General features: G+C 54.9%; 12 protein-coding genes and 3 tRNA genes. 9 read left to right on the top strand and 6 right to left on the bottom strand.

What is annotated here, in order from left to right; translation table 11 throughout:
• Positions 1-13: 13 nt before the first annotated feature.
• The 6 genes from OSH09_RS16975 to OSH09_RS16950 all read left to right on the top strand — a co-directional run bounded on the left by OSH09_RS16975 (position 14) and on the right by OSH09_RS16950 (position 6,958).
• Positions 14-1,183 (top strand): MFS transporter, encoded by a 1,170-nt coding sequence (locus OSH09_RS16975; RefSeq protein WP_266121640.1) that lies wholly within the window; start codon positions 14-16, stop codon positions 1,181-1,183.
• A gap of 120 nt (positions 1,184-1,303) precedes the next feature.
• Positions 1,304-1,888 (top strand): hypothetical protein, encoded by a 585-nt coding sequence (locus tag OSH09_RS16970; protein ID WP_266121639.1) that lies wholly within the window; start codon positions 1,304-1,306, stop codon positions 1,886-1,888.
• A 218-nt stretch (positions 1,889-2,106) separates the two neighbouring features.
• Entirely contained in the window at positions 2,107-2,706 is a 600-nt protein-coding gene (locus tag OSH09_RS16965) for a TetR/AcrR family transcriptional regulator (RefSeq protein ID WP_207875490.1), read from the top strand.
• Positions 2,703-4,355 (top strand): MFS transporter, encoded by a 1,653-nt coding sequence (locus tag OSH09_RS16960; protein ID WP_266121638.1) that lies wholly within the window; start codon positions 2,703-2,705, stop codon positions 4,353-4,355. The genes OSH09_RS16965 and OSH09_RS16960 overlap by 4 nt, the downstream gene beginning before the upstream one ends.
• 15 nt (positions 4,356-4,370) lie before the next feature.
• Positions 4,371-5,552 carry an HlyD family secretion protein gene (locus OSH09_RS16955; RefSeq protein ID WP_266121637.1) on the top strand — a complete coding sequence of 394 codons (1,182 nt, stop codon included), beginning with the start codon at positions 4,371-4,373 and terminating at the stop codon, positions 5,550-5,552.
• Positions 5,549-6,958: an efflux transporter outer membrane subunit gene (locus OSH09_RS16950; protein WP_266121636.1), complete on the top strand. Its 1,410-nt coding sequence runs from the start codon at positions 5,549-5,551 to the stop codon at positions 6,956-6,958. Before OSH09_RS16955 ends, OSH09_RS16950 begins: the two co-directional genes overlap by 4 nt.
• Positions 6,959-7,129: 171 nt before the next feature.
• On the opposite strand, the gene OSH09_RS16945 is transcribed toward OSH09_RS16950, so the two are convergent.
• Together OSH09_RS16945 and feaR are read right to left on the bottom strand one after the other, a co-directional pair.
• Positions 7,130-9,103, bottom strand: coding sequence for an esterase/lipase family protein (locus OSH09_RS16945; RefSeq protein ID WP_266121635.1), 1,974 nt, complete (start codon positions 9,101-9,103; stop codon positions 7,130-7,132).
• A 196-nt stretch (positions 9,104-9,299) separates the two neighbouring features.
• Positions 9,300-10,223, bottom strand: coding sequence for a transcriptional regulator FeaR (feaR, locus tag OSH09_RS16940; protein WP_266121634.1), 924 nt, complete (start codon positions 10,221-10,223; stop codon positions 9,300-9,302).
• Positions 10,224-10,402: 179 nt separating this feature from the next.
• Between feaR and OSH09_RS16935 the strand changes: the two genes are divergently transcribed.
• A complete protein-coding gene (locus OSH09_RS16935; protein ID WP_266121633.1) occupies positions 10,403-12,055 on the top strand; it encodes a GMC family oxidoreductase in 1,653 nt (550 codons plus the stop codon).
• A 49-nt stretch (positions 12,056-12,104) separates the two neighbouring features.
• On the opposite strand, the gene OSH09_RS16930 is transcribed toward OSH09_RS16935, so the two are convergent.
• From OSH09_RS16930 to OSH09_RS16920, 3 genes are all read right to left on the bottom strand, one after another.
• Positions 12,105-12,180, bottom strand: a tRNA-Gly gene (locus tag OSH09_RS16930).
• 37 nt (positions 12,181-12,217) lie between these two features.
• Positions 12,218-12,291, bottom strand: a tRNA-Cys gene (locus OSH09_RS16925).
• Positions 12,292-12,333: 42 nt separating this feature from the next.
• Positions 12,334-12,409: transfer RNA gene (locus OSH09_RS16920), tRNA-Gly, on the bottom strand.
• Between the two features lie 348 nt (positions 12,410-12,757).
• Here OSH09_RS16920 and murB point away from each other — a divergent pair.
• Positions 12,758-13,768 carry a UDP-N-acetylmuramate dehydrogenase gene (gene murB, locus OSH09_RS16915; RefSeq protein ID WP_266121632.1) on the top strand — a complete coding sequence of 337 codons (1,011 nt, stop codon included), beginning with the start codon at positions 12,758-12,760 and terminating at the stop codon, positions 13,766-13,768.
• On the opposite strand, the gene OSH09_RS16910 is transcribed toward murB, so the two are convergent.
• Entirely contained in the window at positions 13,765-14,436 is a 672-nt protein-coding gene (locus OSH09_RS16910; protein ID WP_207875483.1) for a GntR family transcriptional regulator, read from the bottom strand. The two genes, murB and OSH09_RS16910, sit on opposite strands and share 4 nt — an antisense overlap.
• Before the next feature lie 172 nt (positions 14,437-14,608).
• On the opposite strand from OSH09_RS16910, the gene OSH09_RS16905 reads away from it, so the two are divergent.
• Entirely contained in the window at positions 14,609-15,898 is a 1,290-nt protein-coding gene (locus tag OSH09_RS16905; protein WP_207875482.1) for a C4-dicarboxylate transporter DctA, read from the top strand.
• The last annotated feature ends 80 nt before the right edge of the window (positions 15,899-15,978 follow it).

Genomic DNA, 15,978 nt, shown 5'->3' with positions numbered 1-15,978 from the left:
GCTAGGAACATTTATGATGAAAGTACCCGCAAATGATCTGCAGGCTGTCAGTGTGCGCTTGCGCGCCCTGATGGTTCTCTGCGCTTTGTCGGTTGTTTCCCTGCTGTACCTGCCCTTGCCGATTCTGGGAGTCTTGAAGCAATCCTATGGGGTTGATGCCACGGGCATGGTCAGCAGTTTTGGATTTGCCTACGCTGCCGGATTTCTTGTTTTTGGTCCTCTGTCAGATCGTTTGGGCCGTCGCAGTGTCTTGGTCGGTGGCTTGCTGGCCTTGATATGTGCCACGGCGGTGCTAAGCCTTGCCAACTCTCCTGCTGTTTTGATCGTTGGTCGTGTACTGCAGGGACTGGCTGCTTCTTCCTTTCCTCCTGTAGCGATTGCGTATCTGGCTGAGCGAGGTAGCCCACGTCAACGGGTGTGGAGTGTGGCCTGGATGAGTACGGCTTTTCTTTCTGCTGGTTTGCTGGGGCAGATTTATGGCGGATTGATTGCCGGGCCTTGGGGGCTGGGAGCTGCATTTTGGCCGCTTTGCGCTGTGTTTTCCTTGACCGCGTGGTGCCTGGGGAAGAGGCCTGCCGATGAGCGCATGGGTCAGGGACTGACTGGGTTTTTGAGTGCTTACAGGTCCATAGGGAGTTTGCTGGCCGATGCAAGACTGCGCCGTGTTTACGTACCCGCATTTTTCCTGCTGATGTGTTTTGTCGCTTTCTACATGAGCTTGGATAGCAAACTCGGAAGGCAATTCGCCCAGTTGGGAGTTTCCCCTTTGATGACTCGCGCTTTGGTAGCGCCTGCGTTTTTGACACCTTTGCTGGTTGCCGTCGTGATGCCCCGTGTGGGGGCGCAGCGAACGCTCGGTGTGGGATTGGTGTGTGCTGCTGCGGGACTAGGAGGGAGTGCATGGGCAGGTGAAACCCATTTGATGGCCTTGCTGGGTGCCAGTTTCCTCTTTGTGGCCGGGCTGGGTATCAGCGTCCCTAGCCTGATCGCCCGAGTCGCAGGAGTCAGCGATAGCTCAGTGCGAGGCCTGGCCGTCTCGCTCTACACCTTTGTTTTGTTTATTGGCGCAAGTCTGGGGCCGTGGCTGGCGCAGCAGACGACGGATATGACTCTAGCTAGTACTTATTTGTTGCTCGCCGCTTTGCTGGTGGGCTGCGCAGTCTATGCCCTGGTTTCTGAATAGGAGTCCGTAACAATGCGAGTTCATTTTTCTCTTCCTGCTGTGCTTGCCGCAGTAACGCTGCAGGCGGCCTGGGCTCTTCCTGCACAGGCGCAGACCAGTCCTTCTATTACGGAGAATGTTATGAGTACCACAATCAATAATCCCGCCGCAGCCTTTGTTCCTGCGACTCATGCTCAGGTAGCCCAACGTGCCGTCAATGTAGACGGAGAGCCCGTTGTCCTGACCCGCTATGAGCGTGATGATGGTCGTAATGCGGGGCTGGAAGGGGAGCATTTCAGCTCGGTTGTGTCTGAGTCCGGACGTCTGAAAGGCTTCGCCAATATCTCCCTGGACTTGGTGGACCGCCCTTTACCGAGTGCAGAGCGCAGCGAGGAAATCGCGCGCGCTTTCTTGCAGGAGCATGCTCCTGACTTACTGCCGAAAATGGAAATTCATTGGGTTGATACCCATGACGAGCCGATTCGTATAGAGCGGAATGGTCGTACAGAGACGGTGACCTTGACCGGGATGAAGGTAAAGGCCCGCAACCTGGAAGATCGTTTGTGGTTCTGGGTGATTATTGGGCCCGATGAGCAGCCCATGGTGTTTGAGCGCGACATTACCTGGATCACGTTTCCCGGTCATCGTAAAACCGAGAAGTGGTTGCACGATAGCTGGCTTAAGCAGCAAAAAACCAGCCTGACGGGAGACAAGAAGCTGGTTTGAAAATCGGTGCAGCGGTTAGTTCGACTCTTGTGTGACAAGCCCATTGCTGCGAATTAGATAGCTGTTTCAAAAGAGCAGTTTTGGTCATTCAGGCCAAGGCTGCTCTTGTTTATTTCAAGCAGTCTTCAGCTTTTATTTCATACATGGAATATCGTTTCTTACCACTATTTTAATCCTGCCCCTTTTTAAGCGGACAAAACTGTCCGTATAATTTCGGGATGAAAAACCGGAATTTACCTAACCGTTCTGATGCATTGGAACGTCGGGAACTGTTGCTGGCAGCGGCTAACACGGTATTTAGCAAGCATGGCGTCACGGCTCCCTTGGACCAGGTTGTATCGCAGGCTGGCGTCGGACGGGCAACCTTGTATCGCAACTTTCCCGACCGGGCTGCCTTGATGGAAGCCTTGCTGGTACGCGCAGCAGACCGGATTGAGGAGCGCTTTCAGAGCAAGCGTAAAGGCAATGCTCAGGACTTCAAGATTCTGATGCAGGTGCTGGCTGGCTTCGCGCTGGAGTCGGCTCCCATGTCTGATTACTGGAAAGCCATTGATCCTGGACACCCCGCCATTGTGGGAGTTCGGGCGCGTCTGGTTGAGCTGGCCCGGGAGCCGCTGGAAAAAGGGCAGGCCGCCGGGCAGTGCAACCCCGCTTTGCAGCCCACGGATATCCCTCTTTTGATTGGAATGCTGGCAGCCAGTTTGCGCGGGCGCACGGACAAGGAAAGGCTGTTGTTCGTCAAGCGTTCCCTGAAGTTCCTGTGTGAAGGTGTGCTCTTGCAGGTGGATAGCCAGGCTCCGGACTGGGAGCCTGAATGAGTCCTTATTTGAAGCCACACCCGCATTGGGAGGATCACGAAAAGCCTTTCATGCCGGGTTCACCATCGGCTCCTCATCATGAGTCGCACATACGGGTCGCTTACGGCCTGGTAGCGATACTGGTTGGTTTGACGGGCGGGCTGGGGAATGCTCTGGTGTCGGTGAACCTGCCGACGCTGCAAGGGGAGCTGGGGCTGACGCCTTCCGAGGCAGCCTGGTTGCCTGCGGCTTATGCGATGGTCAATATCACCGCCAATTTGCTGGTGTTCAAGTTTCGGCAGCAATATGGCATGCGCCTGTTTGCTGAAATTGGCTTGGGTCTGTATGCCTTCTTGGCCTTGCTGCACCTGTCTATTAATAGTGCAGAGTCGCTGATTTTTCTGCGCGGTGCCAGCGGTTTTTCGGGGGCGGCGGCAAGCACGCTGGGCGTGTTGTACATGTTGCAGGCTTTCCCCAGACGTTTGCTGGGCAAGGCCTTGGTGCTGGGGGTGAGTATCACGCAGATGGCTACGCCCCTGGCCTGGGTGTTGTCTCCTTCCCTCATTGAACTGGGGAACTGGCACGGTTTGTATAGCTTTGAAGCGGGTATGGCCTTGTGTGCATTTGCGGCGGTCGTGCTGTTGAAATTGCCCCCCGGTTATCAGATCAAGGCGTTTGAAAAACTGGACTTTCTGGCCTTCGCCTTGTTTGCGCCGGCTGCTGGTTTGTTGATCATGTTTTTAACGCAGGGCTACATCCGCTGGTGGTTCAACGATAGCAATCTGGCCTGGATGGCGATCGCTTCCTTGTTCCTGTTTACGATCTGCTCCTTTCTGGAATATCACCGTGTTAATCCACTGCTTAAAGTGCGGTGGCTGGCTCAAGGCTCGACCATTTATTTTGCCGTAGGCGCCATGATTTTGCGCTTCATCACGACTGAGCAGAACTACGGCATGGTCAATATGTTGCGCTCCCTGGGCATGGGCTCGGAGCAGATGCAGCCTTTGTTCTGGGTCGTCTTTTTGGGGATTGTGTGCGGCATTGCGCTAAGTGCGCTGACCTTTGGCCCCAAGACGATTTTGCTGCAGGTGTTTGCAGCCATTTTCCTGATTGGCATTTCCAGCTTCATGGATTTTGGGCGCACCAGCATGGACCGCCCACATGACTTTTTCTACAGCCAGTTTGTGCTGTCCATTGGTGCAGGCATGTTCATGGGGCCTTTGGTGATGATTGGCTTCAAGCAAGCTTTCAAGTACGGCCCCGATCATATGGTGACTTTTATTGTGCTGCTTAATGTCACCCAGACCTTGGGGGGGCTGCTGGGTACCGCCACCTTGAGCACCTTCGAGCAGCAACGGCAGCAACATCATTATGCGGCCATTGTCAGCCACCTGAATGTGGCTGATCCCTTGGTGGCCAATCGCCTGAAGCAGCAGCAACAAGCAGTGGGTCCTGTTATGACAGACCCGGTTTTGAAAGCGGCAACCGGCACGGCCCAGTTGGCTCAAACCGCTCGTCGGGAAGCGCATGTTCGGGCCTATAACGATGTTTTCCTGCTGATTGGCCTTTTAGCGACGGGCTTTTTGCTATGGCCCGTGCTCCTGGCGGCTGGCCCTGCTCTTGAGTCCAGACGCGCGAAAGCGGCATCTGGCACTTCTTCACATTCTTAAACGTAGTCCGTATTTATGAGTCAAGACACTTCATCTGAAAATCAGGATCGCAGTAGTGAGCTTGCCGCACCGACAGACTCAGACAACGATGGCAAACTGGGTCCGGCCAACGCGCCTTCACTGCCTCCTAAAGTTATCAAACCGAGCAGACGCAGCGTCATTGTGATGGTCTTCGTGTTGCTGGGTGGCTTGCTGCTTATTTTATGGGCCTGGAACCTGGGGCCATTTAAAACCGCCCGAGTCACGACCGACAATGCCTACGTACGCGGTCAAATGACCGTGCTGGCACCGCAGGTTAGCGGTTATGTATCCCAAGTGCTGGTGCAGGACTTTGAGCGAGTTCAGGCGGGCCAGCCTTTGGTGCAGATTGATGATCGTATCTATAAAGAAAAGCTGAACCAGGCACAGGCGCAGCTAGATGCGGCACTAGCGGAGCTGGCAAATCTGGATCAGGCCCAGGCACAGAACCGGGCCAGTCTGGATGCACGCAAGGCAGCGCTGGTGTCGGCTCAGGCCGAGGCTCGGCGTGCTGAGGCGGATCGCAATCGTGCCAAGGAATTGGCGAATAAAGGCTCGATTTCTGTGCGTGAGCGCGATCAGGCTGTTGCGACGGCAGAGCTGGGGCGCGGCAATATGCTGCAAGCCAAAGCCAATATTGCGATTGCAGAAGAAACGATCAAATCCACCGACGTATCGCGGGCGACCTTGCAGGCCAAGGTGAAGTCGGCTGAAGCGGCCCTGGGTTTGGCGCGTATCGATATGGATAACACGGTGGTGACCGCACCGGCTGACGGTCAAGTCAGTGAGGCTTCTGTGCGCCAGGGCCAGTATGTGACGGCAGGCTCGCAGTTGTTGTTTCTGGTGCCGGATGCCCGTTGGGTGGTAGCGAATTTCAAGGAAACGCAGACGGCTAGCATCCATGTTGGTCAGCTTGCGCGCTTCACGGTGGATGGCCTGGATGGCGCGGAGTTTCACGGCCATGTCGAGCGTATTGCTCCAGCGACGGGATCTGAGTTCTCGGTGTTGAGGGCTGATAATGCCAGCGGCAACTTTACTAAAGTGGTTCAGCGTTTGCCAATCCGCATTGCCATCGATGCAGACCAGCCAGGAGTGGAGCGACTGCGACCCGGCTTGTCCGTCATTGCCAGGGTAGATACGTCGGGCGAATCTGATAAGGCTGGGGAGCGCAATCCATGATCTCGTCAGCAAGAAGGTATGGGATTGCTTTGTTGGGCGGGGCGGCGCTGCTATCTGGCTGTATGCCTGCTTACCGCCTTGCTCCCGAGCAATCGCAGGTAGAGGCCCCGTCAGCCTGGATAGCTGCACCTTCCGAGGCAACGGTGGTGGATTCTGCCTGGTGGAAAGCCTATGGTGACCCGGCTCTAAGTGCCGCCGTGGAAGCGGCCCTGGCACGGAATACCGATATATTGAGTGCCGCTACTCGTATCGAGCGGGCACGGGCCGAGCTTCAATTGGCCGATTCGTCTTTAGGTCCTTCGCTATCTTTTGATACCGGTGCGCATGCGGAACGGGCCTTGGGGCCTAGTGGTATGGCGATTAGCCGTGCGGTACAGCCAGCGCTGCAGTTGAACTGGGAGCTGGATCTCTGGGGGCGCTTAAGTTCCCAAGCCAAAGCGGCGGAGCTAAAACTGTCTGCTACCCAGGCAGATTACGATGCCATTGCCTTGAGTGTTGCAGCGGAAACCGCCCGTACTTATATAGGCTTGCTCAGTTTGGATGCACAGTTGCAACAGGCCCAAGCGACTTCCTCATCGCGGGCTGAAGCCTTGCGGCTGGCTCAGGAAAAATTTGAGGCGGGCTACATCTCTCAATTGGAGCTGACTCAGGCCGAATCCGAGCTTGAAGCCGTAGAGCAGCATATTCCGCAGTTAAAGCTGGCAATCAGCCGACACCACAATGCCTTGCGTTTGCTGTCCGGGGAATTGCCTGCGGCTTATGAGCAAAACACCGGCTCTACCTTGGCAGCTTTGTTGCTACCTGCACCGGGTCCAGGCTTGCCGTCCGAGCTGCTACGCCGTCGTCCTGATATTGCTCGTGCAGAGCTGGATCTGGCTTCCAAAGATGCCTCCATGGCGGCTAGCCGGGCTGCGTTTTTGCCACAAGTGTCCTTGTCGGCACGAGCCGGGGCTTTGTACGTCAGTGCCTTAAGCTACGACCCCACCAAAATCTGGAGTCTGGGTGGGAGCATTTTGGCCCCTATCTTTGATCGTGGGCGTTTGCAGGCGCAGTTTGACTCAGCAAGCGCTCAGCGTGACGAGGCCGCATTTGCGTATCGTGGGGTGGCTCTGAAGGCTTTCTCCGAGGTGGAAAATGCCTTGGCGGGTCAACAGCGTTTTGCTGAGGAATTAAGCCATGTGACTGCAAGGCGCGATGTGTTGAAGCGTTCTTTGGAGCACGCCCGCAATCGCTATGAGGCTGGCTACGCCTCATATCTGGAGCAGTTGGATGCGCAGCGGAATCTGTATCAGGCAGAGGTCCAGGTCATCGCGGTACGGGAAAGCCAGCTTCAGAATATGGTGGATCTGTACAAGGCCTTGGGTGGGGGCTGGGAGTATGACAAGGCCGTGAAGCCTGGGCTGTAGGAGGACTGCAACAGAGGGGCATTATTTCCTATGAGTTATATATGTTCATAGGAGAATGCTGGGCACCTGCACCTGCACCTGCACCTGCACCTGCACCTGCACCTGCACCTGCACCTGCACCTGCACCTGCACCTGCACCTGCATTAGCAACATCCACAGTTACAGCTACTGCTACTGTAATTGCTCCCGCAAAATCCGCCTGATTTCCAGAATTGCCTCGGGTGTCTCCTGCACGCTATGGGAGAAGGGGATCACCAGTTCCGACGTTGCCCCGGGCAGGTGGGAGCTTTGATAGGGCACCAGCCCGTCATCCGAATACAGCAAGTCTTTTTTGGGCGTGTCGTTGGCAATAATGCTGTGATAACGCACTTGCGTAGAGATCGCCATTTTGGAGGTGATCTGCATGAAGGGATCGCTGTCGCGCAGGCTTTCCACCCCATTGGGCAGAATCAGCATTTCATCTTTGGCAGGCGTATTGCCGACGGCCACCTGGCTAAGTTTATTGAGCTGAGTCACCACCGTAACCGGCAAGGTAATCAGTGCCGCTGCCAAGCGTGAGATACGATTTCCCGCAAACGGCGTGCCCTTGTGAGGGGCCGCAATAAAGATCGCCGTCGTTATGCCAGGCAGGGGAGAGAAGTGCACCACACTGCCAAACTCCTGATTCATTTTGGCGATGCTGACATCGTCCATTTGATAGCGGTCTCGGGCTGCGTCTTCCAGCAGATTGTCGGACGAGGACACCAGTAGACGCCCCAGCACCCCGCCCATGCTATGACCGATCACCACAATATTGTTCGAGGCAATCGCCTTTCTGCTGGGATCGAAGTGCCGGAAGGTTTCCGTCAGTGCTTTCCGAATCTCGGCATTGTTGTAGGGCAGGGGCAGGTTGGTCGGATAGTAGACCTGCCAGATCTGATAGCGATCCCGTAGTTCTTCATCACCCAGCACTTCATTGGCGACATTAATCCAGGCCTCAGGGCTGCTGGCCAAACCATGCAACATGATGATGACGCGACGGTTCGGGTCATAGGGTTGCAGCAGAAAGACATGTGGCGCTTCAATGCCACCATCCCGTCCCAGCGCGGTGCGTAAAGCCTGTGTCGAGAAGTCCGAGCGCGCCAGCCACAGGCCGTAGGCAGAGGTGTAGTTGGCCGCCAGTGGTACTTGCACGTCTTTTAATTGGACGCTGGTTTGCTGGTAGGGGTCGTAGCCAATAATCGTTGCGTCTCGGGTCTGCAAAACCTGGGACAGTGTTTCGCCTGGGAAGGTAATGATCCCCGTCACTGCCTGGAAAGGCGGCTCGCTATACGTGCTCTGGAATGTGGCGGGACTGATGTCCTGGGAGTCGTTCACCACCACCATCTCGGCTCCGAAGCCGTCACGGCGATAAATGCTGCGCACCCCACGGAATGTCAGTTGCGAGGCTGGAATCAGCTCATGGGGTTGTGGGGCAGTGGCATTGCGAACCTGGGATAAGTCCCCCCGAATACTCCATTGGCCGATCTTAATGGTTTTCTGAAAGGCGTAGCTGGTGTCGTGATACTTGGCAAACAGCAGCATGGTCGCTTGCTGTACCGCGTAGTTATAGTAGTCCCGCACTTGGGTCTGACGATCTTCAAAGGCGCGATCCCCAGGCCTGCGATCGGTGAAAAACAGATAGGCGTAGGCATAGCGAGCGCTTTGCAGATACGCATCGAACAACTCGACCGAAAAGTCAGGCCGTGCATTGCGCCGTCCTTGCAAACGCAAGGCCTCTTGCGTCCAGACCTCGGCCAGTGCCGCCATGCGTTGCTCGGTGTCCAGGTTCCAGAGCTCGGTCAGCCTGGATGTGCAATGAGGAATGTCTTTTGCGCATTGCTCGGGGGCGATCGCCAGGCTGGTGAGGGTATCGCGTGCGGAAGCGCTGAGCTTGTTGGTGGTGAGGATATCGCCACGGCGCTGGGCAATGTAATCCTCGGTGCTTACGGTAGCGATTTTGACGCCTGCGCAGCCGCTAAGCAGTACGAGCAGAAAAGCAATGATGCCTGTCTTGCAGGGCCCGCGCCGGTACGTATCAGATACAGACCGTATCAGGCTTGCCGCGACGGCTTTTATCGTTGCCAGCTCAAGCAGCGTGGTCCGTAAAGGATTAATCAAGGCCATCACTTTCTGGAGTGTATTTGTTGATATGTTTTTTGGAGGGGCGTGCTTATCGCCGTGTTACGGATTCAGGCACTTTTATGGCTGCTCAAGATCGACTGTTCAGCTCATTAGAGCCGTATTCGCTGCGTGCGAAATGCGATATTAACCGATAGGCCTGGCGGCTGGCAGCAGGCGAGCCCAGGCAGTGTGCGAGGGCTTAGCCTTCTTTGCTGCGGCTGCGATAGGCTGCCGGTGGCAATCCGAAGTGTTTTTTAAAGGCGCGTGAAAAATAAGCAGAGTCGCTAAAGCCCCACTGGCAGGCAATATGTGCTGCCGGTACATCCCACTTGTCGGGAGCGCTCAGTTCTTCGGCGCAGCGCTCCAGGCGTCGTCGCAATGTGTAGCGCTGCACAGTTTCCTGGCCTTGCTCGAACTGGCGATGCAGTTGCCGAACAGAAATCTTCAAGCGCTTGGCGAGTTCCTGGGGGCTGAGGGGTTCATGCAGGGTCTGTTCGATCATGCGCTCAGCCAGGCCGCGCAAATCATGCTTTTCCAAGGGCGGGCCGTTCTTTAGCAAGGGGGCCAGAAGCGTAATCAGGGTATTTTGTAGTGACGCACCATGCTGCGGGGCAAGTGGAGCGTAGGCCTGCGGTGTCATGACATTTAACTGGCGCAGCAAAGATTGCAGCAGTTGTCCATGAAAGTCCTTGTGCTGCAGCTTGCCGAAACGGTTCGCATAAAAAGGGACGTGTTGATCAAAGGCCTGGCGGTCCAGATGGACCGATAGCTGGTTAATGATGTCCAGTGATCGCATCTCGTACGGCTGGGCGGAATCCAGCAAGGCCATGTCGCCGGGGTGCAGGATGAACTGCTCGCGATCAGTGCGGATGGCCATGGTGCCTTGACGTTGCATGACCAGAAAATAAAAACGATCATCGCCGCGAGTCAGGCTGCCGTGCTCGCAGCGGACAAGATCGGCGTTGGTGCGAATGTCAGCGATGTCCAGACCGCCGAAGTCATGTACCTGGAAATTCCCGAAAAAGGGTTTTTCCTTGTTGGGGCGGCGCGTCACCAATCGGCTGCATACGGCCTGGACCAAGTCGTTCCAGTGCTCGAAAGCATACTGGTTTTGAGTAGTCATGGTTGATCGTCTCGGGAGAGTGCATTTCTCCTGAAATATTCTACCGATCAGCGGGTGGCTTGCTCCTATCGTTTTCACTTAGTTTGGCAGTCAGAGTCAATCTGGTGTCTTGGAGAGTCAATCGACTGGTTTTATGGGCCTCTAGAATTCTCAGGAAATATTTTCATTGAGGCTTCAACATGTCCAGACAAGAGTACGACTATATCGTGGTAGGGGGCGGTTCGGCGGGCTGCGTGGTGGTAACGCGCCTGATAGAACAGAACGCGGGCACTGTGTTGTTGCTTGAGGCGGGAGGGCCGGATAGCAGCATTTTTCACCGTATCCCGGCAACGGTTGTAAAGGTGTTTCAGCAAAAGTCCTGGCCTTATATGACGGTTCCTCAGCCTCACTGCAATGGCCGCGAGATGATCATTGCACAAGGCAAGGTGTTGGGCGGGGGCAGCTCGGTGAACGGCATGATTTACATCCGTGGCCAGCAGGAGGATTTTGACGAATGGGCTATGCCAGGGTGGGGCGCACGGGACGTGCTGCCGTACTTCAAGTTCGCCGAGGACAACGAAAGTTTAAGCGGTGAGTATCATCGGGCAGGCGGTTATCTGGGCGTCAGCGAGAACCGTTTCCGTCATCCCATGACACAAGCTTTTGTGCGCGCAGGCCAGGAGATGGGGCTTGCGTATGTGAATGATTTCAATGGAGCATCCCAGCAAGGGATAGGTTACTACCAGACAACTACCCGTTCCGGAGAGCGTTGCAGCACTTCCAAAGCGTATTTGGAGCGCGTGCGGGGCAATGACCAGTTGACTGTGATTACAGGCGCCCTGACACACAAAGTACTGTTTAGCGAAGGCCGCGCAGTTGGGGTGGAATTCAGCGAAAAGCAGGGAAATGTGCAAACGGCCTGGGTGCGCAATGAGGTCATTCTGAGTGCAGGTTCCTTTGGCAGTCCCAAGATCCTGATGCAGTCTGGCGTAGGCCCTAAAGAGCATTTAAGTGAATTGGGCATCGACACCTTGCTGGATTTGCCCGTTGGCAAGAATCTGCACGATCATCTGCATCTGTCCTTGAATGCGACCACGCACGCCAGCAATAGCCTGCTTGGCGAGGACAAAGGCCTGCGCGCCATCGGCCACATGTTTCAATGGGCGGCGTTCCGTAGCGGTTTGCTGACCACGAATGTCCTGGAAGGCGGGGCTTTCATCGACAGCCTGGGCGTAGGGCGGCCGGATATTCAACTGATGTTCCTGCCTGTGCTGGATAACTTTGACAATACGCCAGGAGAAAAGCCACCCGCGCAGGAGCACGGTTTGACCGTCAAGACAGGGCATGTTCGACCCGAAGCAAGAGGGCAACTGCGCTTGCGCAGCAAGGATCCGCAAGATCAGCCCCTGATTGATCCCAACTATTTAGGGACACAAGCTGATTTGGAGGGGCAGATTCGGGCCGTGCAGATTGGGCTCAGGTTAATGGAGCAACCATCGCTCAAAGCCTTGATCAAGAAGGTGACCGCGCCTGAAGACATGGATTGGCGGGATACCAAGGCGTTGGAAGCATTTGTACGGCAAAACATCAAGACGGTTTATCACCCGACGGGTACGTGCCGATTGGGGCAGGATAGCGTCAGCTCGGTGACGGATCTGGATTTGCGCGTGCATGGTGTACCCAATCTGCGCGTGGTGGATTTGTCGGTCTGCCCTATGGTGACGAGTGGCAATACCAATGCGACGGCCATCATGATCGGGGAACGTGGGGTGGCACAGATATTGGGGCGGCCTTTGGCAGCGTCCAAACCGGAGCCTGTTCGTGAACCTGCGTCCTGGTTGAAACAAGGCTGAATGCAGCAGACAAGAAAAAGCCCAAACCGAAGTTTGGGCTTTTTGAATTTGGAGCGGGAGACGAGTCTCGAACTCGCGACCTCAACCTTGGCAAGGTTGCGCTCTACCAACTGAGCTACTCCCGCATTTTTTACTACACTACCGACTTGTGACCAGAATTACTGGAGGCGCAAGCCGGAATCGAACCGACCTAGACGGATTTGCAATCCGCTGCATAACCACTCTGCCATTGCGCCGTGGTCGATTAAAAAGGGAAGCCTAGGCTTCCCTTAGGAATCTGGAGCGGGAGACGAGTCTCGAACTCGCGACCTCAACCTTGGCAAGGTTGCGCTCTACCAACTGAGCTACTCCCGCATATCTGCTGTGCAGACGGTTTGCTAAAAGCAGTTTTTAATCCGTTTTTTAGCAATTCACTTAATCTTTGGTGCTGATTAAGTAAAGAAAGCTAGTTTAGAGTGGCTGTATTTGTTTGTCAAGTGTTTTTGGTGTTTTGCTGAAGTTTCCTACCAGCTTTTTACCTGTACCGCTTAACAAACCAGACTACCTTCAAACTGCTTTTTTGCTGCGAAACTGACGCTGCCCTAAGCAAGAACGTAACTATAGACTGCTGGAAGTAAGCTTGTCAATAGATTCTGTAATTTTCCCCGGAAAATTGTCTGTCCGAGCTATGCTTATTGCTTTCTTTGATCGTGGGACAGGGCCGTGGACAGGCAGCGTAATGTGGATTTGAGTTCTTTTAATACCTTGGGTCTACGCAGTTGCGCGCGTGACCTGCTGGTGTATGACAATGTTACCCAGTTGCCTGGGCTGCAAGTGCTGACTGATCAGGGGGAGCGCATTTTCGTGCTGGGTGGTGGCAGTAATGTGGTGCTGGCCGAGCAAGTCGATGCCCTGGTACTGAAAGTTGAAAGCAAAGGTATTCGTTTACTGGCTGAAAATGAGGCTGCCTATATCGTGGAAGCGCAGGCTGGGGAGTGCTGGCATGATTTTGTACAGCATTGCTTGAATCAGGGCTGGCCCGGTTTGGAAAATCTGGCCTTGATTCCCGGTACGGTCGGGGCTGCGCCTGTACAAAATATTGGTGCTTACGGCCTGGAGCTGGAGCAGCGCGTGCATAGCGTGCTGGCCTGGAGCTTTAAAGACGGTAAGGAGATCGAGCTGTCTGCTGCGGAGTGCGGCTTTGCATATAGAGACAGCCGCTTCAAGCACGATCCGGCAGGTAGCTGGTTGATTCTGGCAGTGCGTTTTGCCTTGCCGCGTCAGTGGACGCCAGTGCTGGAATATCCCGATCTGAATAAACAAGCACATTTGGCGGGCGAGCCAGACCCTCAAACCATTTTTGATGCGGTTTGCGAAATTCGTCGTCAAAAATTGCCTGACCCTCGTGTCCTGGGGAATGCAGGTAGCTTCTTCAAGAACCCGGTTGTGCCTGTAGAGCAGCGCGATACGCTTAAACAGCAATGGCCGAACCTGGTGTCTTACGACTTGGGGCAAGGCCAATGCAAGTTAGCGGCGGGCTGGTTGATTGACCAGTGTGGCTGGAAAGGCCAGCGTAATGGTGCGGTGGGTGTACATGATCGTCAGGCCTTAGTGCTGGTGAACCATGGCGGCGGGACCGCGCATGATATTGAACGCCTGGCCCAGGCGATTCGGGGCTCTGTTCGGGAGCGCTTCGGAGTGGAGCTGGAACAAGAGCCCGTTATTGTGAATTAAGCGTCAACCGCGCCCCACCATCGCAGTGTTTGTGCCAGATGGTGGCGCACCGCTTCCATGGCTGCTTCGGGATGTCCTGCCTGAAGCGTATCCAGGATCTGCAAGTGCTCCTTCATGGCGGGCACAATGCGCTCGGGTAATGGGCGGCGCGAGTGCTGCAGCACATTGATGCGATCACAGTTTTCTTCGTAAATCGTCATGGCCGAGCGGTTCTGCAGCGCTTGAGCCAGATAGCGGTGCAAGGCCCAGTCCACTTCCATGGCCTGAATCTGCAAAGCGGTGGTGACCAGGCCGCTTTGTGCCTGCTCCAGAATCTTCTCGTGTTTGTCCCGCAAGCTCTCCAGTGCGGGCTGCTTGGCACAGCTCGCCAGTATTCTGGCCCCCTCCTGATCGAACACACAGCGCAACTGGAAGCATTCCCGTAGCGCTTCCGTGGTTGCCTCCAGAACCAGAACACCCCGCTTGGGCAGGATAGACACCAGCCCGGCAGCCGCTGCGCGCTTGACGGCTTCACGCACTGGAGCCAGCGGGAAGTCGCTTAGTTTCATCAGCTCGGCCATCGACACCATCTGCCCCGCACGTACTCGCCCTGTAGCTAGTAAATGACGAAATGCCTGGAACGCCTGGGTGGCCAGCAACGAGTCGTCAGAGGAGGAGGGAATACTCATTTAGCGTCTCCGATTTGTACTTGTAGGGGTTTTTACGACTGCTTCTTCATATTCGATTTTAATTATATTCGGTATTTCATATTGAATATATGTTGACATGTCAGATGAAATTTCAGTTTGACGGATTGGCCGTAGAAAAACGGCAGTTCTTACAAAATCACTGGAGACAAAGATGCGTTTTTTATACAGAACCTTGTTTGGACAGGTCATTGTTGCCTTGATACTTGGAGTCTTGGTGGGGGTGATCTGGCCGGACTTTGCCGCCTCGCTCAAACCCTTTGGTGATGGTTTTATCAAGCTGATCAAGATGATCGTGGCGCCCTTGGTGTTTTGTGTCGTGGTACACGGCATTTGTGGCAGCAGCGATTTGAAGAAAGTGGGGCGTGTCGGGGTGAAGGCCCTGATTTACTTCGAGGTGGTCACTACTTTTGCCTTGGCTTTGGGGATTTTGCTGGGCTATTTCTTTACTCCTGGTCATGGGATGAATGTGGATCCCAGCACGCTGGATGCCAGCGCCATGGCCGCGTATACCTCGCGGGTTGCGCAAAGTACGGATACTGTCGGCTTCTTGATGAAGATTATTCCGACCACTTTTGTGGATGCTTTCGCTTCGGGCGATATTCTGCAAGTGTTGCTGATTGCGATTTTGTTTGGATTAGCCGTGGCTCTGATGGGTGAGCGTGGTCGTCCGGTGGCATCGGCGGTGGAGACACTGTCTCATGTGTTTTTCAAGATTATTGGTTTTATTGTCCGTTTGGCACCCTTGGGCGTGCTGGGGGCGGTGGCCTTTACGGTAGGCGAGTACGGACTTGGCACCCTGGGCAAGTTGGGCTTGCTGGTTGTGCTGTTTTATGTGACCTGCGCCATTTTTGTGCTGGGCGTGTTGGGTCTGATCTTGCGCATGACTGGTTTTAGCATCGTCAAACTGTTGAGATATTTGCGAGAGGAACTGCTGGTTGTATTGGGGACGGCGTCGTCCGATGCGGTCTTGCCCCAAGTGATGCGCAAGCTGGAGCGCATGGGTATCAAACAGTCCACGGTGGGCCTGGTGGTGCCGACGGGTTATTCCTTTAACTTGGATGGCTTTTCGATTTACCTGACTTTGGCCGCTGTGTTTATTGCACAGGCCACCAATACACCCTTGTCCTTTATCGACTTGATGACCATTTTGGCCATCTCCATGCTGACCTCCAAAGGGGCACACGGCGTGCCGGGTTCTGCCATTGTGATTCTGGCAGCAACGTTGAGTGCGGTTCCCGCTATTCCAGCTATTGGCTTGGTTCTGGTTTTGTCGGTTGACTGGTTCATGGGGATGGCTCGTGCCTTGACCAACTTGATTGGTAACTGCGTAGGAACCGTGGTGGTGGGGACCTGGGAAGGTGATGTGGATCGAGAGCGGGCTCATGCGGTTTTGGATGGGCGTATTCAGGTTGACCTGAGTCAGGACAGCAATGGCAACTAGGCATAGCCATTTATAAGTAAAACCCGTAGCAGCTAAATAGGCTGGTACGGGTTTTTTTATTGAGCTTTAAGTTAACTAAT

This window comes from Alcaligenes parafaecalis (assembly GCF_026344135.1).
GTDB lineage: Bacteria > Pseudomonadota > Gammaproteobacteria > Burkholderiales > Burkholderiaceae_B > Alcaligenes > Alcaligenes parafaecalis.
Note: the sequence above shows the minus strand (reverse complement) of the source record. Positions and strands in the feature narration are given on the sequence as shown.